This window comes from Caballeronia sp. AZ1_KS37 (genome assembly GCF_023631165.1).
GTDB classification, from domain to species: domain Bacteria; phylum Pseudomonadota; class Gammaproteobacteria; order Burkholderiales; family Burkholderiaceae; genus Caballeronia; species Caballeronia zhejiangensis.
This window is the reverse complement of the sequence record NZ_JALQDP010000004.1, coordinates 222,020-241,732: the sequence shown is the minus strand read 5'-3', so window position 1 is coordinate 241,732 and position 19,713 is coordinate 222,020. Positions and strand designations below refer to the sequence as shown.

The window sequence follows — 19,713 nt, the reverse complement described above, 5'->3', positions numbered from 1 at the left end:
ATCTTCAGGACGCCCGCGCGAAGCGCAGACGCAAGTCGTCGAGAATCATGCGCGCCGTCGCGATGTTGGTCGCGCACGGCACGTTGTGCACGTCGCAGGCGCGCACGAGCGCGTTGATGTCGGGCTCGTGCGGCTGCGGCGTCATCGGGTCGCGCAGGAAGATCACGATGTTCACGCGCCCTTCCGCCAGTTCCGCGCCGATCTGCAGGTCGCCGCCGTGCGGGCCGGACAGCTTGCGCTCGATCTCCAGCCCGTGCGCCGCCGCGATGCGTCCGCCGGTCGTGCCGGTCGCGACGAGATTGCATTGCGCGAGCGTGTCGACGAACTCGCCCGCCAGCGTGACGATGTCGTCCTTCTTCATGTCGTGCGCGATGAGCGCGACGCGTGTGGTCATCAGAGGCTCCGTCTCAGTAGGTGCCGGGATAAGCGCCGCCGTCGATCAGCAGATTCTGACCGGTGATGTAGCCCGCATGCACGCTGCAGAGGAACGCGCATGCCTTGCCGAATTCCTCCGATGTGCCGAAGCGGCCCGCGGGCAGGCTTTGCGCACGGCGCGCCCGCATTTCGTCGATCGAAATGTTCTGCGCCTTCGCCTGCGCTTCCATCGTCACGGCGATACGGTCGGTGTCGAACGTGCCCGGCAGGAGATTGTTGATCGTGACGCCCGTCGATGCGACCTTGCGCGCGACGCCGGCGACGAAACCGGTCAGGCCCGAGCGCGCGCCGTTCGAGAGACCCAGCACGTCGATCGGCGCCTTCACCGACGAACTCGTGATGTTCACGACGCGCCCGAAGCCGCGCTCGATCATCCCGTCGATGGTCGCCTTGATGAGCTCGATCGGCGTCAGCATGTTGCCTTCGAGCGCCTTGATCCACATCTCGTGCGTGAAAGTGCGGAAGTCGCCCGGCGGCGGCCCGCCCGCGTTGTTGACGAGAATGTCCGGCGCGGGACAGGCGGCGAGCGCGGCGGCGTGGCCTTCGGGCGTCGTGATGTCGCCCGCGACGGTCGTCACGGTGACGCCGTAAGTCGAGCGGATGTGCGCTGCCGTCGCTTCGAGCGTTTCCGCCGTGCGCGCGGTGATGACGAGATTCACGCCTTCGGCGGCGAGCGCTTCGGCGCAGCCGCGTCCCAGGCCCTTGCTCGCCGCGCATACCAACGCGGTGCGGCCCGCGATTCCCATATCCATCGTCTTTCCTCCAGTTGTCTTTCGTCACAGATCGTGACGTCTTCGCGCAATTCTAGAAGAATCGGGGCAGCAACGTCGGCGGCGGAAACGCCAAGGCCCGCGCGAATCTTCTTAGGCGTGCGCGGGCTTTTGGGTAAACTGTCGCCACTGTCCGCTCCCCGAGCGTCAGAGGCAGAACATCACACGAGCAGGACGCGCCGCGCGCGAGACCCATGAAACAAGACAGCCGCTTTCCCAATCTCTTCATCACCGATCATCCGCTGATCCAGCACAAGCTCACTCACATGCGCGACAAGGACACGTCGACGCGCACGTTCCGCGAGCTGCTGCGCGAAATCACGCTGCTGATGGGCTACGAAATCACGCGCAATCTGCCGCTTACGACCAAGCGCGTGGAAACGCCGCTCGTCGGGATCGACGCGCCGGTGATCGCCGGCAAGAAGCTCGCGATCGTGCCGGTGCTGCGCGCGGGCATCGGCATGTCGGACGGCCTGCTGGATCTCGTGCCCTCGGCGCGTGTCGGGCATATCGGCGTGTATCGCGCGGACGATCATCGTCCGGTCGAGTATCTCGTGCGTCTGCCGCCCGATCTCGAAGAGCGCGTCTTCATTCTGTGCGATCCGATGGTCGCGACGGGCTACTCGGCGGTGCACGCCGTCGACGTGATGAAGCGCCGCAACGTGCAAGCCGAAAACATCATTTTCGTCGCACTGGTCGCCGCGCCCGAGGGCGTGAAGGTGTTCCAGGACGCGCATCCGGATGTGAAGCTGTATGTCGCGTCGCTCGATTCGCATCTGAACGAGCATGCGTATATCGTTCCGGGTCTCGGCGACGCGGGCGACCGTCTCTTCGGCACAAGGAATTAAGCGTTCGCCGGAACCATTCCAGCCGCCGCGCGATTCTGCGCGGCGGTTTGCGTTTACGGCTTCGTTCGCGCGAATTCCACGCGATTCGACGGAATTTCGCACGGTTTGCGCCGATTTTAGCGTTCCGGCCCGTGCCACACGGCATTGAGAGCGCACGACGCCATGCTAAAATTTCGGTCTGTTCCTATTCGGGTCAGGCAGGATCGAAACGGTCTCCGAGCGAACCCGACCGCGGCCGAGCAGCGCGCGGCAGACAGACACATTCAGCACGACAGCACACTAGGCGCCCGGCAGGTCCGCGCGCGATGGAGAAAGGTAATGGCGGGTCATTCGAAATGGGCCAACATCAAGCATAAGAAAGCCGCGGCCGACGCGAAGAAAGGCAAGGTCTGGACGCGCCTCATCAAGGAAATCCAGGTCGCGGCGCGCATGGGCGGCGGCGAGATCGATTCGAACCCGCGCCTGCGCCTCGCCGTCGACAAGGCCTACGACGCCAACATGCCGAAGGACAACATCAACCGCGCGATCCAGCGCGGCACCGGCGGCGTCGATGGCGCGAACTACGAGGAAATCCGCTACGAAGGTTACGGTATCGGCGGCGCGGCGATCATCGTCGACACGATGACGGACAACCGCACCCGCACCGTCGCGGAAGTGCGCCACGCGTTCTCGAAGTTCGGCGGCAACATGGGCACGGACGGGTCGGTGTCGTTCATGTTCGATCACGTCGGCCAGTTCCTGTTCGCGCCCGGCACGCCGGAAGACAAGCTGATGGACGCCGCGCTCGAAGCCGGCGCGGACGACGTCGTGACGAACGAGGACGGCAGCATCGAAGTGGTCTGCCCGCCGAACGATTTCCAGAAGGTGAAGGACGCGCTCGAAGCCGCGGGCTTCAAGGCGGAACTCGCCGAAGTGACGATGAAACCGCAGACGGAAGTCGAATTCAGCGGCGACGACGCAGTGAAAATGCAAAAACTGCTCGACGCGCTCGAAAATCTCGACGACGTGCAGGAAGTCTATACAAACGCCGCGATCAACGAAGACTGAGCTTTCCGAGCTTCGTAGCGCAGGGGCGCGGCGGCATCGAAATCCGCCGCGGCCTCGCATGGAACATCTTTCGCTTCGGCTGCCATGCCGGAGCAGCGCCGCACGGCCTTCGCGGCGCTGCATCGCCCGAGGAAGGCGCGTGACGCAGCCGATGTCAGCGCGAGCCGCCTTCGCGACGCCATGACGAGTGTCATACGCGCGCTTTACGGTCGATGCGCCCGCCGCTTTTTCTCAAGCCGCTTTTTGTCAGGATTTCGGGGATTCACATGAAGTTACTCGTCGTCGGTTCCGGCGGCCGCGAACATGCGCTGGCCTGGAAGCTCGCGCAATCGCCGCGCGTGCAGATCGTCTATGTCGCGCCGGGCAACGGCGGCACCGCGCAGGACGAGCGCCTGCGCAACGTCGACATCACGGATCCGGCGGAACTCGCCGATTTCGTCGAGAAGGAACATGTCGCGTTCACGCTCGTAGGGCCGGAACAGCCGCTCGCCGCGGGCATCGTCAATCTGTTCCGTTCGCGCGGGCTGAAAATCTTCGGCCCGAGCAAGGAAGCCGCGCAGCTCGAAAGCTCGAAGGACTTCGCGAAGGCGTTCATGAAGCGCCACAACATTCCGACCGCCGAATACGAGACGTTTTCCGAGCTCGCCGCCGCGCACGCCTACATCGACGCCAAAGGCGCGCCGATCGTCATCAAGGCGGACGGCCTCGCCGCCGGCAAGGGCGTCGTCGTCGCGATGACGCTGGAAGAAGCGCACGCCGCCGTCGATTCGATGCTCGCCGACAACAAGCTCGGCGACGCCGGCGCGCGCGTGGTGATCGAGGAGTTTCTGGCGGGCGAGGAAGCGAGCTTCATCGTGATGGTCGACGGCAAGCACGTCCTGCCGCTCGCGTCGAGCCAGGACCACAAGCGCCTGCTCGACGGCGACAAGGGCCCGAACACCGGCGGCATGGGCGCGTACTCGCCCGCGCCGATCGTCACGCCGCAACTGCACGCGCGCGTGATGCGCGAAATCATCCAGCCGACGGTGCGCGGCATGGAAAGCGAAGGCATCCGCTTTACCGGTTTCCTGTACGCCGGCCTGATGATCGACGCGAACGGCAATCCGAAAACGCTCGAGTTCAACTGCCGCATGGGCGACCCCGAGACGCAGCCGATCATGGCGCGCCTGAAGGGCGATTTCTCGAAGGTCGTGGAAATGGCGATCGACGGCAAGCTCGACACCGTCGATCTGGACTGGGACCGCCGCACCGCGCTCGGCGTGGTGCTCGCGGCCCATAACTATCCGGATACGCCGCGCAAGGACGACCGCATCAGCGGCATTCCCGCGGAAACCGAGAATTCAGTCACTTTCCATGCCGGCACGACGCTCACCGACGGCAAGCTCACGACCTCGGGCGGGCGCGTGCTGTGCGTCGTCGGCCTGGCGGATTCCGTGCGCGGCGCGCAATCCGTGGTCTACGATACAGTCAACCAGATCTCGTTCGACGGCATGCAGTATCGGCGCGACATCGGCTATCGCGCGCTGAATCGCAAGCAGACGGCGGAAAAACCCGGCGACAAGCACTGACACGGCGCGGCGCACGCCGCCCAAGCACCCGCGCTGCCGGACCTCGTGTCCGGCAGCGTGCTTTCGAGAGTTTCGATACGAAGGGTTAACCCCTGCCATTCAAGGCCGCCCACAGGGGCGCACGCAGCAATCGATGAGTGAACCGAACCGCAGCGCGGAACAACGCACACAATCCGACGCAGCCCACGATATCGCCGCCGTTCGCGATTATCTGAGGGGCCTGCAGACGCGCATCGCCGATGCGCTCGGCGCCTTCGACGGCACCGCCTTCGCTACCGACGCCTGGACCCGCGAGCCCGGCGCGCATCTGCGCGGCGGCGGCGTGACGCGCATCCTCGAAGGCGGCGGATTCTTCGAGCGCGGCGGCATCGGCTTTTCGGATGTGCAAGGCGACGCGCTGCCGCCCTCGGCGAGCGCGGCGCGTCCGCAACTCGCCGGACGCGGTTTCGAGGCGCTCGGCGTCTCGCTCGTCATGCATCCGCGCAATCCGCACTGCCCGACCGTGCACATGAACGTGCGTATGCTGACGGCGACCAAAGACGGCGAAGCGCCGATCTTCTGGTTCGGCGGCGGCATGGATCTCACGCCGATCTACGGCTACGAGGAAGACGCGCGGCATTTCCATCAGGTTTGCCGCGATTCGCTCGATCCGTTCGGCGCGGAGTTGTATCCGCGTTTCAAGACCTGGTGCGACGAGTACTTCTATTTGAAGCATCGCAACGAGCAGCGCGGCATCGGCGGAATTTTCTTCGACGATTTCTCGGAGCCGGGCTTCGAGCGCTCGTTCGCGATGATGCGAAGCGTCGGCGATGCGTTCCTGAAGGCGTATCTGCCGGTCATCGAACGACGCCGCGACACGCCCTACACGGAGCGCGAGCGCGAGTTTCAGGCGTATCGGCGCGGGCGTTATGTCGAGTTCAATCTCGTGTTCGACCGCGGCACGCACTTCGGCCTGCAAAGCGGCGGACGCACCGAATCGATTCTGATGTCGATGCCGCCCGTCGCGAACTGGCGCTATGACTGGAAGCCCGCGCCCGGCACGCCGGAAGCGCGGCTGTACGAAGACTTTCTGGTGCGCCGGGAATGGCTGTGACGCCCTGCGCCAAGCGCGTCGGCCTGCTCGGCGGCACATTCGATCCGATCCACAACGGGCATCTCGCGCTCGCGCGGCGCTTCGTCGAGTTGCTGCAACTGACCGAGCTCGTACTGCTGCCCGCCGGACAGCCGTGGCAGAAGGCGGGCGTATCGGCGCCGGAACATCGGCTGGCGATGACGCGTGCGGCGGCGGCATCGCTTTCGCTCGATGGCGTGCAGATCGTCGTCGCCACCGATGAGATCGACCGCCACGGCGACACGTACACCGTCGACACGCTCGCGCACTGGCGGGAGCGCGAAGGCGCGGACGCGTCGATCACGCTCTTGATGGGCGCGGACCAGTTGGTCAAGCTCGATTCGTGGCATCAGTGGAAGCGGCTCTTCGACTACGCGCACATTTGCGTGGAAACACGCGCCGGCTTCGACGTCGCGACGCTGCCCGCCCCGGTCGCGGCCGAATTCGAAGCGCGCCGCGCATCGCCCGACGTTTTGCGCGGGAGTCCGCACGGTCACATGCACATCGACGAAATGCTGCTACTCGACGTATCCGCCACGGCGATCCGCGAAGAAGCGCGTTCGATGAACGGTGCGACCGACGCCCGCGCGCAGGTCCCATCCGCCGTATGGGACTATATTGTTCAACATCACCTGTACCAGACATCGTAACTATGGAACTTCAGAAGCTGCAACGCGCGATCATCGACGGTCTCGAAGACGTCAAGGCGCAAGACATCAAAGTGTTCAACACGACCCATCTGACGTCGCTTTTCGACCGCGTGGTCGTGGCGAGCGGCACGTCCAACCGCCAGACCAAGGCGCTCGCCAACAGCGTGCGCGAGAAGGTCAAGGAAGCGGGCGGCGACATCGTCAGCACGGAAGGCGAAGAGATCGGCGAATGGGTGCTGGTCGACTGCGGCGACGCGGTCGTGCACATCCTGCAACCCGCTCTGCGTCAGTACTACAACCTCGAGGAAGTCTGGGGCGACAAGCCCGTGCGCGTGAAGCTCCAAAGGCCGAACATGTTCGGCGGCGCGAGCGTCACCGCCGATGAAGACGAGGACGACGAAGACGACGCGCCCGCCGTCAAACGTCCCGCGCGGAAGACCGTGCGCAAGCACTGACACCGCTTCGTTTCATGAAGCTGGTCATCCTCGCCGTCGGACACAAGATGCCCGACTGGATCACGAATGGCTTCGACGAATACGCGAAGCGCATGCCGCCCGAACTGCGCATCGAGCTCAAAGAGATCAAGCCGGAACAGCGCTCGTCGGGACGCAATGCCGAGAGCGTGATGGCGGCCGAAAAGCAGCGCATCGAAGCCGCCTTGCCGAAGAACGCGCGCGTGGTCGCACTCGACGAACGCGGCCGCGACTGGACCACGATGCAACTCGCGAACGCCCTGCCCGGCTGGCAGCAGGACGGGCGCGACGTCGCGTTCGTGATCGGCGGCGCGGACGGGCTGCATCCGGAGGTGAAATCGCGCGCGGAACTGATGCTGCGCATTTCGAGCCTGACGTTGCCGCATGGCATGGTGCGCGTGCTGCTCGCCGAACAGCTTTACCGCGCGTGGAGCATCACGCAGAATCATCCCTATCATCGCGCTTGAGGGTGCTTCGACGCTGGATCGAATGCCCCGCGCGTCATTCGAATCCACATCACGATGCCGACTCATCCCTACGTTTATCTCGCCTCGCAAAGCCCGCGCCGTCAGGAGTTGCTTCTTCAACTGGGCGTGCAGTTCGAACTCCTTCTTCCCCGTGCCGATGAAAACGCCGAAGCGCTCGAAGCCGAGTTGCCCGGCGAAGCCGCCGATGCGTACGTCGTGCGCGTGTGCGCGTTAAAGGCAAAGGCCGCGCGCGCGCGATTGCTCGCCGGCGGCTTCGCGTCCGCGCCGATTCTCGTCGCCGATACGACCGTCACCATCGACGGGCTGATTCTCGGCAAGCCGCTTCACGAAGAAGACGCCGTCGCGATGCTCGAACGCCTCGCAGGCCGCGAGCATGAAGTGCTGACGGCGCTCGCCGTCGTCGATGCCGATGGCGCGTTGCTGGAACCCGCGCTCTCGCGCTCGCAAGTGCGTTTTTCGAACGTCGACCGTGCTGCGCTGCAACGCTACGCGGCATCGGGCGAGCCGCTCGGCAAGGCGGGCGCGTACGGCATTCAGGGCCGCGCGGCCGAGTTCATCGAGCGAATCGACGGGTCCTATTCGGGTATCATGGGTCTGCCCCTTTTCGAAACCGCTGCTCTCTTGCGCCTGGCGCGCGTCGCATTCTAAACAGGCCATGAACGAAGAAATCCTGATCAACGTCACACCCCAGGAAAGCCGCGTCGCACTGGTTCAGCAAGGCGCCGTTCAGGAGCTTCACGTCGAGCGCACGCTTTCGCGCGGGCGCGTCGGCAACGTCTATCTCGGCAAGGTCGTGCGCGTGCTGCCGGGCATGCAGTCCGCGTTCATCGACATCGGTCTCGAGCGCGCCGCGTTTCTTCATGTGGCGGATATCTGGCATCCGCGCATCGCGGGCGAGCCGCATAACTCACAGCCGCATACGCCGATCGAAAAGATCGTCTTCGAAGGTCAGTCGCTGATGGTGCAGGTCGTGAAAGACCCGATCGGCACCAAGGGCGCGCGCCTGTCGACGCAGGTGAGCATCGCGGGACGCACGCTCGTGTATCTGCCGCAGGAGCCGCATATCGGCATCTCCCAGAAGATCGAGAGCGAAGCGGAGCGGGAGGCCGTGCGCGCGCGACTGACCGCCGTCCTGCCCGCCGACGAGAAAGGCGGCTACATCGTGCGGACCATCGCCGAAGACGCGACGAGCGAAGAACTCGCGGCCGACGTGGCGTACTTGCGCAAGACCTGGGCGACGATCGTCGCGCAAGCGCAGCGCGTGCCGCCCACCACGCTGCTCTATCAGGATCTGAACCTCGCGCAACGCGTGCTGCGCGATTTCGTCAACGACGAAACCACGCGTATTCAGGTCGATTCGCGCGAGACGTTTCAAATGCTCGCGGATTTCGCCGCGGAGTTCACGCCGGCGGTGGCGTCGCGTCTGCATCATTACACCGGCGAGCGGCCGCTCTTCGATCTGTACAACATCGAGGCGGAGATTCAGCGGGCGCTGTCGCGGCGCGTCGATCTGAAGTCGGGCGGCTATCTGATGATCGACCAGACCGAAGCGATGACGACCATCGACGTGAATACGGGCGGGTATGTCGGCGCGCGCAACTTCGACGACACGATCTTCAAGACCAATCTCGAAGCCGCGCATACGATCGCGCGGCAACTTCGTTTGAGGAATCTCGGCGGGATCATCATCATCGATTTCATCGACATGGAGAATGTCGAGCATCGCGATCAGGTGCTGGGCGAGCTGAAGAAGGCGCTCTCGCGCGACAGAACGCGCGTGACCGTGAACGGCTTTTCGCAGCTCGGGCTCGTCGAGATGACGCGAAAGCGCACGCGCGAGTCACTGGCTCACGTGCTGTGCGAGCCGTGTCCGGTGTGTCAGGGCAAAGGTCAGGTGAAGACGCCGCGCACCGTCTGCTACGACGTGCTGCGCGAAATCATGCGCGAGTCGCGGCAATTCAATCCGCGCGAGTTTCGCGTGGTGGCTTCGCAGCAGGTGATCGATCTGTTTCTGGAAGAGGAATCGCAGCATCTGGCGATGCTGATGGACTTCATCGGGAAGCCGGTTTCGCTGCAGGTGGAGAGTAATTTATCGCAAGAGCAATACGACATCGTGTTGATGTAGCCTCGCCCAAAGTCATTCGAGCGAGGCCGAGTGCCTCACGCCGCCTGCTGCTGATACTGAATCCGATGCAGATGCGCGTACAAGCCGTCCTTGCGCAGCAACTCCGCATGACTGCCCTGCTCCGCGATCTTCCCCGCTTCCATCACGAGGATGCGGTCGGCGCGCTCGATCGTCGAGAGCCGGTGCGCGATGACGAGCGTCGTGCGTCCTTTCATCAGCGTCTCGAGCGCCGACTGCACGTGCCGCTCCGATTCCGAGTCCAGCGCCGAGGTCGCCTCGTCGAGAATCAGGATCGGCGCGTCCTTGTAGATCGCGCGCGCGATCGCGAGACGCTGACGCTGCCCGCCCGACAGACGCATGCCGTTGCCGCCGACGAGCGTGTTGATTCCGTCCGGCAGGGACGCGACGACATCCGCGAGATTCGCCGCCGTCAGCGCCGACATCACGCGTTCGGGGTCCGGCGTCTGCCCGTACGCGACATTCGCGGCGATCGTATCGTTGAAGAGCACGACGTCCTGGCTGACCATCGCGAGCTGGCCGCGCAGGTCGTGCAGGTTGTACTCGCTGATCGGCACGCCATCGACGAGCAACTGGCCGGCGCGCGGATCGAAGAAGCGCGGCAGTAGATTCACGAGCGTCGTCTTGCCGCTACCAGAGGGGCCCGCGAGCGCGACCATCTCGCCCGGCGCGACCTTGAACGACACGCGATCGAGCGTCGGCCGGTCGACCGAGCCATAGCTGAACGACACGTCGCGGAATTCGACTTCGCCGCGCGCGCGTTCGAGACGCCGGCCGCCGCCAGCGGGCTCGGCCGGCTCGTCGATCAGGCCGAAGATCAGCTCGGCCGCCGTCATGCCGCGCTGCAAGGGCTGATTGATGTCGATCAGATGCTTGAGCGGCGAGATCACGAGCAGCATCGACGTGACGAACGCGACGAAGCCGCCGACCGTCGTCTGATCGTTGGCCGATTGTACGACCGCGATCGTGATGACGATGGCGAGCGCGATCGATGCGAGAAACTGCGTAAGCGGCTGCGCGAGACCACCCGAGACTTGCATGCGCATCGAGTAGCCGCGCAACCGCTGGCTCATCTCCGTGAAGCGGTCGATTTCGTACGGCTCGCCGTTGTGCACCTTGACGACTTTGTAGCCGCCGACCGTCTCCTCGACGATATACGACAGATCGTTCGTCAACGACTGATGCTCGCGATTCAGGCGCCGCAGCCGGCGGTTGATCTTGCTAACGAGCCAGCCGATCGCCGGCAGGATCACCGCGACGATCAGCGTGAGCCGCCAGTTGAGGATGAACAGATAGCCGAGCAGGAACACGACCGTGAGCGAATCGCGCACGAGCGTCACGACCACGCTCTGCAGCACGCTCAGGATCTGATTGACCTCGAAGACGATCGCGTTGATGACCGTGCTCGCGGTTTCGCGCTGAAAGAAGCCCGCGCTCGTATGGATCATGCGCTGGAACATTTCGAGCCGCAGTTGCAGCAGGATCTTGTTCGTCACGTAGGAGAGAAAATAGCCCGATGCGTATTGTGCCCCGCCGCGCACCAGCGCAAGGCCGATGACCGCTGCGGGCACGAGCCATTTCGCATGATCGCTGCTCTTCGAGCCGAAACCATGGTCGAGCAGCGGCTTGAGCAACATCGGAATGCCGGCCTCGGTCGCGGCGACGATGCCCATCGTCAGCAGGCCTAGCATCACCATGCCGAGCAGCGGACGGATATACGGCCATAGCCGTTTCATGACGGCCATGGGCGAGCTGGCTTCGCCCGTGCCGATGGTCTTGCGCAATGTCTGCTTCTCGCTCAAATCTTTCCTCGGTGTTCGGTTTGCATGGAAATGCGTCGTTTCGATTCGCGGTGCGGATCGGCACACGAGAATTCGATATTCTAATCCTGTGTCGATCACGCGCTCGACGGAACGTCGCTATTACCGGGCTTGCGCCGATCCGTCCGGCGCGCCGGCGCGAGGCGGCGGCAGGCGTCGTGTCAGACGTTCGCCGCGGCCGAGCATCAGTCCGGCGAAGCACCAGAAGGCGAGCGCCGTCGTCTGCCACATGAAGTCATCGGTCGAATTCTTCGCGATCATGCCGCCGACCAGTGCGATGCCACCCGCGGCAAGCCACGGCAATTCGCGCCGCAAGCGCCAGAAGCGGACGACGAGTGCCGCGAACAGCAACACTTCGAGCACGACGCCGACGACGCCCGTCTCGAGCCACGTATTGAGGAAGAGGTTGTGGGCGTGGGTCAGCGCTTGCGGCTCGGCGGCGAGCAGGCGCGGCGGCATTTCCTTCGCGTACACCTCGCCCGGCAGCGGCTTGCCGAAACCGATGCCGGTCCACGAATGCCGCTCGCCGGCCTTGCCGTAGAAAGCCCAGAGGCGCGGGCGCGTATCGGCGGCGAGCGTATCCGCAATGCCCGGCAGAAACGACGGCACCGGAACGCGATCGCCCTCGATCGTCACGCCGTGTGCAGGGAGCGCCGTCGGATGCAGCGGGAGACGGCTGCGCGAACTGAATTCGAGCGCACCGACCACCGTCACGGCGAGAATCAGAAGCACCACGGCCGCGAGCGCCATGTGTCGTCGATAGAGCGGGTACAGCGCGATCAGCAGCGTGACGAACGCCGCAAGCCCGAAGAAACGGTTGAGCGTCGCGACGCCGATGAACACACTGAGCAGCACGCCCGTCACGCCGATCACGCGCCATTTGCCGAGCATCATGCCGGTGAAGAGCGCTATCGCGAAAAGCGCGATCGTGCTCGTGTGGCCCACGCGATTGTAGTAGTGCAGCATGAAGGTGTCGGCGGTGGGCGGCTGCAGTTGCCCCCAATAGACGACGCTGATAACCGCGACGAGCACGCAGCCGAGCCAGTGCGCGACGACGAAGCGTTCGGGCCTCGCCGTGCGGGCCCCGAGCAGCCAGAATGCATAGAACGTGACGAGCGGATACAGGACTTCGTCCAGCCACGCGTGCATGCTTTCCGACGGATACGCCGACCACGACACCGACGCGAACGTCCATGCCGCCCAGAGCCCCGCGGGCGCAAGGAGTGGCCAGTGCAGCGGAGACGGCGCCTTGCGCGTCGCGGCCAGCGTGAGCGTGCCGATCCCGATGAATCCCAGCGCGATATTCTCGAGCGCGGTCATATGCGCGAACGCCACGACGAAGAGAATGACCGGCGCGCCGATCCATAGAAACCAATCAGGCTGAAAGCGAACCGTTCTTGTCGTCATAGACCTTCGGCCAGCATTTCTTCGAGCGCCCCGCGCACCATGTCGAGCGAGATGAGGCCCATACAGGCCGCGTGATCGCCGCGCCAGGCGACGCACGTCGTTTCATTGCGGTCGCAGCGACGGACCCACGCAATCTTTCGCCGAAAGATGTCCGGCTCGTCGCGGCACGGCATGTCGACGATAGTAACCGGTCTGAAGCGCGAATCGCGCCAGAATTCGCCGGCACCGTGGATCATCGCGTTGCCGGGTCCGAAGAGCGCGATCGTCGGCACGCTCACCATGCGCCCCAAATGCGCAACGCCCGTGTCCGGGCACACCAGTGCTCGCGACCCGGCAAAGAGATGCCACAGATCGCCGAGTCCGACGCGGCCCGCGAAGCTCACATAGCGCGCTTCGGGGTCGATTGCGCGGATCAGCTCCACTTCGCCCGGTCCGCCGCTCCATACGGGCGTATAGCCGAGCGTTTCGACATGCCGGGCGAGCGCACGCCAGCGATCGTGCGGCCAGCGTTTGACCGACGTGCTCGCGCCCGGATGCAGCACGACATACGGTTGCGCAAGCAACGCGGCGTCCGACGGCGCGAAACTCGCGGCCACCGGCGCCGGCCAGTCGCTCGGCCGATAACGCGCCGGCGCGGGCCCGTCGATCAGCGTGGCCGCGATGTCGGCCCACGCGGCCGGCTTTGACGGATAAGCATGCGACTCGTCGAGCGGCCAGTTTTTCCACGCAGGCGTGTCGTCGCCATGACCGACGATCCAGCGGCATTTCGCGGCAATCGCAAGCCATGCATGACGATTGTCCCCGACGACGATGCCGAGATCGTACGGACCGGACTTCAGCACGGCCGAGACGCTTGCGGCATCGCGAGGATCGAAGGGCAGCGCCTCTGCGCCATAGGGATGTCCCGCGTAAAGCGGCACGATCGCCTTCGGGCACGTGAGCGCCATGCGCGCCTGCGGATAGCGCACGCGCAGCTTCGCGACGAGCGGCGTGAGCAGCAACGTATCGCCGAGCAGCAGATGATGGGCGATCAGAATGCTCGACACGTCGGTCGGCTTATTGCGAAACGCCTTGAAAGCAAGCTTGGGTATCGCTCGGGCAATGATGCGTATGCGCCCGGAGAGTCGGCTCATAGAATCAAAACAGGATTGCTTGCGGGCTGCCGCACGAGGAACACCGGCGCCATTACGCGCTCCTGTTCGCAAATGGAGTCCCTCATGCCGGACGTCATCATGGGCGACGATGCGATGCGGTGCGCGAACCAAAAACCCCGGTTCTTGACGACGGATGTGATGGGAACCAAACTCGCCTCGATCGATCTTTTGCGACGCGCTCGCGTGAGGCAAACTAGCGACCTCGGTCGACCCGGACAACAAAAAGAGGCCTGAGGCCTCTCTGAATGCTCGATTCAGGCAGGGTGAATTAGACCGCATCGCGCCTTGCCGAACTAATAATTCAAGAATTATACCAACACTAACGCCACTCCAACGCTCCATGTCCCGCCCGACCCTCGGCATCGCCATCATCACCCACAACGCGGCCGCGCGGCTCGCGCAATGCCTGCAGGCCGTTTCCTTCGCCGATGAAATCGTCGTCGTCGACGGCGGCAGCAGCGATGCGACCGTGGGCATCGCCGAGGCGCATCGCGCGCGCGTGATCGTGGCGCGCGACTGGCCAGGCTTCGGCCCGCAGAAGAACCGCGCGCTCGACGCGCTCTCGACCGACTGGGTGCTGTCCATCGACGCCGACGAGATCGTGTCGCCCGAACTGGCCGCTTCGATCCGCGCCGCGATCACCGATCCGCAAGCCGACGTCTACGCGGTCGACCGCCTGTCGAGCTTCTGCGGCACATGGGTGAAGCACAGCGGCTGGTATCCCGACTGGATTCCGCGCCTGTTCCGGCGCGGCACGGCGCGCTTCTCGCCCGATCTCGTGCACGAGCGGCTCGTGCTGTCGACCGGCAAGCCCGTCGTGCGCCTTTCCGGCAAGCTGATGCACTACTCCTACGAGGATTTCGAAGCGGTATTGCGCAAGCTCGACGCCTACTCGACGGCGGGTGCGCAACAACGCCACGCGGCCGGAAAGCGCGGCAGCTTCGGCATCGCGGTGTCGCGCGGCGCGTGGGCGTTCGTGCGGACTTACGTGCTGCGCCGCGGCTTTCTGGACGGCAAAACCGGCTTCATGATCGCGCTATTCAACGCGCAGACGGTCTACTACCGGTTCCTGAAGCTGGCGCATCTCAACGAAGCGCGCTGATTGGCTCAGCGCTTCGCATCGATGTCACGCGCGAGATCGAGCAAAGCGCGCACATGCGACTCGACGCTCGCGTCATAGCGCACCGCGCCGGCTAGCGCGCGCGGGGCGTCGCGCCGCGCTTCGATCGCCTCCTGCACCGTGCGGCGCAGATCGTCGGCGTCGCCAGGTTTGAAGACGTGCTTCGCGTGATCTGCAATGGCGTCGCAACAGCCGATGCACGCCGGGAAGATCACCGGCGTCCCGGACATCACCGATTCGATGCCGACGAGTCCGAATGGCTCGTAGCTCGACGCAAGAATGGTGAAATCCGCCGCGCGATACGCATCTTCGATGTTCTTCGCGTAGCCGACATAGCGCACGTTCGCTGCCGGCTTCTCGGGCGCGCGGCCCGCGACGGCGATCACGACGTTCATCCCGGCGAGCGCCTTCTCGATCAGCGGCAAGCCCTTGCGCTCGTGGCTGCTCGACGGAAACAGCAGCACGGTTTCATCCGGTTCGAAGCCGAACTGCTCGCGCAGACGCGCACGCGCAGCGGCACCGACGGGCGAGAATCGCGCGCCGTCGACGGGCGGATAAAGCACGCGAATCTTGCGGATATCCACGCCATACAACGCGCGCAACTCGTCGCTCATCATGTCCGAATGCGCGACGACCACGTTCGCGTGCGCGTATTGACGCCGCTCCAGTGCGATCTGCCGCGTGTCCGAGGGTTTCTCGCGCCGCCCGGTCGCGCGCAGGAAGCCGATATGGGTGCCGCCGCAAATGGCGATCTCGGAACCTTCCACGCGATTGCAGCCGATGAGCACGTCGACCTTCGCCTTCTTGCGCGCACGCTTGAGCGCCCACGAGAAATACGCGTCGCGCAGCTTGCCCGGCAGAAACGACACCTTGATGCGATGCGGCTCGATCAATCGGCTTTCGGGCAGCGACGTGTCGATCTTGCGGGCGAAAAACGCGGGCTTGCGCTTGCCTTCGAAGCCCGCGGCGGCGAGGCCGCGCACGAGATCCATCGCGTAGCGTTCGAGTCCGCCGGAATGCTTGAGCGCATTCGCCGAAATGCCGATCCGCATCAGTAGACGATTTCGATCGCGCTGCCCGCGAATTCGCCGCGCAGCGCCGTGATGAGATCGTCGGTCGGCTTCACGCGCCACGCGTCGCCGAGGCGCACTTCGCCTTCGGCATGCTCGCTGCGATAGACGATGCTCACGTTCAGGCCGTTCGGAATCGGCGCGCTTTGACGCTGGCGGCCGTTCTCCTTCACGGGCATGGGCGGCGGCGCTTCCTGCGCGCCCGCCGCATGCGCTTCGAGCACGCGGCGCAGGCGCAAGGCATCGGCGTTGCCGTTCATCTCGACCTTGACCGACTGCGCGTAGCGGCTGCGCGCGCGTTCGAGGTCCATCGCCGTATCGACGGTGAAACGGATGCCGCCCGTGAACGCGTCGTTGCGCGCCATGCCCTGCACGACGAGCAGCTCGTCTTCCTTGAAGAGCGCCTTGTTCGCTTCGAACTGCTCGTTGAAGACGGTGACTTCGCATTGGCCGCTGCCATCGTCGAGATTCACGATCAGCATCTTGCCGCGCTGGGTCATCTGCGTGCGCATGGCGGAGATCACGCCCGCGATGAGCTTGTCGCGCCCTTCCTTTAGCTCGCCGATCTTCTGGCGCACGAAGCGGCGCACTTCACCCTTGTAGGCATCGAACAGATGGCCCGACAGATAGAAGCCGAGCGCGGTCTTTTCTTCCTGCAGACGCTTCTTGTCGGACCACTCGGCTTCGTCGACGTACTCGTGCTTCGCGAGCGGCGCGTCGCCCATGTCGAAGAGGCCGGCTTGCATTGCGTTGGCGGCGGCCTGATCGGCGGCTTCCATCGCCATCGGGACGGAGGCGAGCAACTGCGCGCGATTCGCGTGAATCGAATCGAACGCGCCCGCGCGGATCAGCGCTTCCACCGTGCGCCGATTCACGACACGACGGTCGATGCGCTCGCAGAAGTCGAACAGATCGACGAACGGGCCGTCTTCGCGCGCACGCAGAATCTCTTCGATTGCGTTCTGGCCGCTGCCTTTCACCGCACCCAGGCCGTAGCGAATGGTTTTCGAGCGCTTGCCATCGGCTTCCGCGACCGGTTCGAAGCGATACGCCGACTGGTTGATATCGGGCGGCAAAACCGCCATGCCGTTCGCCAGGCAGTCTTCGAACAGGATCTTGACCTTGTCCGTGTCGTCCATGGCGAGCGACATGTTGGCGGCCATGAATTCCGCCGGATGATGCGCCTTCAGCCACGCCGTGTGATACGCGAGCAACGCATACGCCGCAGCGTGCGACTTGTTGAAGCCGTAGCCGGCGAACTTCTCCATCAGGTCGAAGGTCTCGTCCGCCTTCTCGCGCGTGAGGCCGTTCTTCGCCGCGCCTTCCGCGAAAATCTCGCGATGCTTGGCCATTTCCTCGGGCTTTTTCTTGCCCATCGCGCGACGCAGCAAGTCCGCGCCGCCGAGCGAGTAGCCGCCGATGATCTGCGCCATCTGCATCACCTGCTCCTGATAGACCATGATGCCGTAGGTCTCTTTCAGAACAGGTTCGACGCGCGGATCCGGATATTCGACGATCTCGCGCCCGTGCTTGCGCGCGCAGAAGCTCGGGATCAGGTCCATCGGGCCCGGCCGATACAACGCCACCAACGCGATGATGTCCTCGAAGCGGTCCGGCTGCGCGTCCTTCAGCATGCCCTGCATGCCGCGGCTTTCCAGCTGGAACACGGCGACGGTGTTCGCTTTCTTCAATATCTGGAACGAGGCCGGATCGTCGAGCGGAACCTGCGCGAGGCTCCAGTCCTTCTTCGACGGATCGAGGCGGCGAATATAGCGCTCCGCCCAGTCCAGAATCGTCAGCGTGGTGAGGCCCAAAAAGTCGAACTTCACGAGGCCGACGGCTTCGACGTCGTCCTTGTCGTACTGACTGACGACGCCGCCGTCTTCGCCTTGCGTGTAGAGCGGGCAGAAGTCCGTGAGCTTGCCCGGCGCGATCAGCACGCCGCCCGCGTGCATGCCGACGTTACGCGTCAACCCTTCAACGCGCTGCGCGAGTTCGAGCAGTTGATGCACTTCGTCTTCGGAATCGAAGCGTTCCTGAAGCGTGGGCTCTTCCTTCATCGCGTCCGCGATGGTCACGTGCTTGCCCGGCTTGAACGGAATCAGCTTCGCGACGCCGTCGGTGAACATGTAGCCGAGATCGAGCACGCGGCCGATGTCGCGCACCGCCGCCTTCGCCGCCATCGTGCCGAAGGTCGCGATCTGCGACACGGCATCCGCGCCGTACTTGCCCTTCACGTACTGAATGACGCGGTCGCGCCCTTCCTGACAGAAGTCGATGTCGAAGTCGGGCATCGACACGCGTTCCGGGTTCAGGAAGCGCTCGAACAGCAGGTTGTAGCGCAGCGGATCGAGATCGGTGATGCCGAGCGCGTACGCGACGAGCGAACCCGCGCCCGAGCCCCGCCCCGGACCGACCGGCACGCCATTGTTCTTCGCCCACATGATGAAGTCGGCGACGATCAGGAAGTAGCCCGGAAAGCCCATCTTGATGATCGTGCCGCATTCGAAATCGAGGCGCGCGTAGTACGTTTCGCGCTGCGCGCTGCGTTCGGCTTCATCGGGATAAAGCTGTTGCAGACGGACTTCGAGGCCTTCCTTCGACAACTGCACGAGGTAGTCGTCGAGCGACATGCCGTCGGGCGTCGGGAACAGCGGCAGCTTCGGCTTGCCGAGTTCGAGCGTCAGATTGCAGCGCTTCGCGATCTCGACAGTGTTCGCGAGCGCCGACGGAATGTCCGCGAAAAGCGCGCACATCTCGTCCTGCGTGCGGAAATACTGGTCCTGCGTGAAGCGCTTCTGCCGACGCGGATTCGCGAGAATATCGCCTTCGGAGATGCACACGCGCGCTTCGTGCGCGGTGAAGTCGTCGGGCGTCATGAACTGCATCGGATGCGTCGCGACGACCGGCAACTTCAGCTTCGCCGCGAGCTTGACCGCTTCCTGCACGTAAGCCTGCTCGCCCGGCTGACCGGCGCGCTGCAGTTCGATGTAGAACGCGTTCGGAAAGAGCTTCGTCCAGCGCTCGGCGTTGCGTTGCGCGGATTGCACGTTGCCCGCCGCGAGCGCCATGCCGATATCTCCGCCCTGCGCGCCCGAAAGCGCGAGCAGTCCCGTTGCGAGCCCTTCTTCGAGCCATTCGACCATCACCTCGGCGCGGCCGCGATACTGGTTCGTGAGCCACGCGCGGCTCAACAGCTCGCACAGGTTGAGGTAGCCCTGTTTGTCGCGAACGAGTAACAGGAGGCGCGAAGGCTTGTCGCGATCGGCGGGATTGGTAATCCAGACGTCGCAACCGGCGATGGGCTTCACGCCCATGCCGCGCGCTTCCTTATAGAAGCGCACGAGACCGAATGCGTTGCCGAGATCGGTCAGCGCGAGCGCGCCTTGCCCGTCTTTTGCGGCAGCCTTGACGACGTCGTCCAGCCGCACGATGCCGTCGGCGATCGAGAATTCGGAGTGGACGCGGAGATGAACGAAGCGGGGATCTGACATGGCGGTATTGTACATGCGGGCCATCGGCTGAACCGGCGCCGAAGGGCACGTTAGCCGAACGGATAAGGCCCGCGCCGCGCCCGGAATTGCGCGTGCGCAAGGCTTCGCGACGCGT

General features: G+C 64.4%; 18 protein-coding genes. 11 read left to right on the top strand and 7 right to left on the bottom strand.

Going from position 1 to position 19,713, the window contains the following annotated elements; genetic code table 11:
- Positions 1 to 4: 4 nt before the first annotated feature.
- Together NCS00_RS04950 and NCS00_RS04945 are read right to left on the bottom strand one after the other, a co-directional pair.
- The gene (locus tag NCS00_RS04950; RefSeq protein WP_008350620.1) at positions 5 to 394 is read right to left on the bottom strand and encodes a methylglyoxal synthase; all 390 of its coding nucleotides are present in this window, start codon (positions 392 to 394) and stop codon (positions 5 to 7) included.
- A gap of 13 nt (positions 395 to 407) precedes the next feature.
- Entirely contained in the window at positions 408 to 1,187 is a 780-nt protein-coding gene (locus NCS00_RS04945) for an SDR family oxidoreductase (RefSeq protein ID WP_008350622.1), read from the bottom strand.
- Positions 1,188 to 1,399: 212 nt separating this feature from the next.
- On the opposite strand from NCS00_RS04945, the gene upp reads away from it, so the two are divergent.
- From upp to rng, 9 genes are all read left to right on the top strand, one after another.
- Positions 1,400 to 2,053, top strand: a complete 654-nt coding sequence (upp, locus tag NCS00_RS04940) for a uracil phosphoribosyltransferase (RefSeq protein ID WP_008350624.1) — start codon at positions 1,400 to 1,402, stop codon at positions 2,051 to 2,053.
- Positions 2,054 to 2,371: 318 nt separating this feature from the next.
- Positions 2,372 to 3,100: a YebC/PmpR family DNA-binding transcriptional regulator gene (locus tag NCS00_RS04935; RefSeq protein ID WP_008350627.1), complete on the top strand. Its 729-nt coding sequence runs from the start codon at positions 2,372 to 2,374 to the stop codon at positions 3,098 to 3,100.
- 266 nt (positions 3,101 to 3,366) lie between these two features.
- Positions 3,367 to 4,668: a phosphoribosylamine--glycine ligase gene (gene purD / locus NCS00_RS04930; RefSeq protein WP_008350628.1), complete on the top strand. Its 1,302-nt coding sequence runs from the start codon at positions 3,367 to 3,369 to the stop codon at positions 4,666 to 4,668.
- A gap of 133 nt (positions 4,669 to 4,801) precedes the next feature.
- The gene (hemF, locus tag NCS00_RS04925; protein WP_008350629.1) at positions 4,802 to 5,761 is read left to right on the top strand and encodes an oxygen-dependent coproporphyrinogen oxidase; all 960 of its coding nucleotides are present in this window, start codon (positions 4,802 to 4,804) and stop codon (positions 5,759 to 5,761) included.
- On the top strand, positions 5,752 to 6,429 hold the full coding sequence (locus NCS00_RS04920; RefSeq protein ID WP_008350630.1) for a nicotinate-nucleotide adenylyltransferase: 678 nt from the start codon (positions 5,752 to 5,754) through the stop codon (positions 6,427 to 6,429). Before hemF ends, NCS00_RS04920 begins: the two co-directional genes overlap by 10 nt.
- A 2-nt stretch (positions 6,430 to 6,431) precedes the next feature.
- On the top strand, positions 6,432 to 6,884 hold the full coding sequence (gene rsfS, locus NCS00_RS04915; RefSeq protein WP_008350631.1) for a ribosome silencing factor: 453 nt from the start codon (positions 6,432 to 6,434) through the stop codon (positions 6,882 to 6,884).
- A 14-nt stretch (positions 6,885 to 6,898) separates the two neighbouring features.
- A complete protein-coding gene (gene rlmH, locus NCS00_RS04910) occupies positions 6,899 to 7,369 on the top strand; it encodes a 23S rRNA (pseudouridine(1915)-N(3))-methyltransferase RlmH (RefSeq protein ID WP_008350632.1) in 471 nt (156 codons plus the stop codon).
- A gap of 54 nt (positions 7,370 to 7,423) precedes the next feature.
- Positions 7,424 to 8,038, top strand: a complete 615-nt coding sequence (locus NCS00_RS04905; protein ID WP_008350633.1) for a Maf family protein — start codon at positions 7,424 to 7,426, stop codon at positions 8,036 to 8,038.
- A 7-nt stretch (positions 8,039 to 8,045) separates the two neighbouring features.
- Positions 8,046 to 9,515 carry a ribonuclease G gene (gene rng / locus NCS00_RS04900; protein ID WP_008350634.1) on the top strand — a complete coding sequence of 490 codons (1,470 nt, stop codon included), beginning with the start codon at positions 8,046 to 8,048 and terminating at the stop codon, positions 9,513 to 9,515.
- A gap of 35 nt (positions 9,516 to 9,550) precedes the next feature.
- Here rng and msbA read toward each other — a convergent pair whose 3' ends face one another.
- From msbA to NCS00_RS04885, 3 genes are all read right to left on the bottom strand, one after another.
- Positions 9,551 to 11,278, bottom strand: a complete 1,728-nt coding sequence (gene msbA, locus NCS00_RS04895; RefSeq protein ID WP_372492573.1) for a lipid A export permease/ATP-binding protein MsbA — start codon at positions 11,276 to 11,278, stop codon at positions 9,551 to 9,553.
- A gap of 177 nt (positions 11,279 to 11,455) precedes the next feature.
- Positions 11,456 to 12,760: an O-antigen ligase family protein gene (locus NCS00_RS04890; protein WP_175981885.1), complete on the bottom strand. Its 1,305-nt coding sequence runs from the start codon at positions 12,758 to 12,760 to the stop codon at positions 11,456 to 11,458.
- Positions 12,757 to 13,893, bottom strand: a complete 1,137-nt coding sequence (locus NCS00_RS04885) for a glycosyltransferase family 9 protein (protein WP_250439439.1) — start codon at positions 13,891 to 13,893, stop codon at positions 12,757 to 12,759. The genes NCS00_RS04890 and NCS00_RS04885 overlap by 4 nt, the downstream gene beginning before the upstream one ends.
- 84 nt (positions 13,894 to 13,977) lie before the next feature.
- Here NCS00_RS04885 and NCS00_RS04880 point away from each other — a divergent pair, with 84 nt between their 5' ends.
- Positions 13,978 to 14,148: a hypothetical protein gene (locus tag NCS00_RS04880; protein ID WP_175981880.1), complete on the top strand. Its 171-nt coding sequence runs from the start codon at positions 13,978 to 13,980 to the stop codon at positions 14,146 to 14,148.
- A 106-nt stretch (positions 14,149 to 14,254) separates the two neighbouring features.
- Entirely contained in the window at positions 14,255 to 15,016 is a 762-nt protein-coding gene (locus NCS00_RS04875) for a glycosyltransferase family 2 protein (RefSeq protein WP_175981878.1), read from the top strand.
- Positions 15,017 to 15,021: 5 nt separating this feature from the next.
- Here the strand turns inward: NCS00_RS04875 and NCS00_RS04870 are convergent, their stop codons facing one another.
- Both NCS00_RS04870 and dnaE read right to left on the bottom strand, forming a co-directional pair.
- Positions 15,022 to 16,086: a glycosyltransferase family 4 protein gene (locus NCS00_RS04870; protein WP_008350640.1), complete on the bottom strand. Its 1,065-nt coding sequence runs from the start codon at positions 16,084 to 16,086 to the stop codon at positions 15,022 to 15,024.
- Entirely contained in the window at positions 16,086 to 19,613 is a 3,528-nt protein-coding gene (gene dnaE / locus NCS00_RS04865; RefSeq protein ID WP_033536668.1) for a DNA polymerase III subunit alpha, read from the bottom strand. The genes NCS00_RS04870 and dnaE overlap by 1 nt, the downstream gene beginning before the upstream one ends.
- Positions 19,614 to 19,713 lie beyond the last annotated feature (100 nt).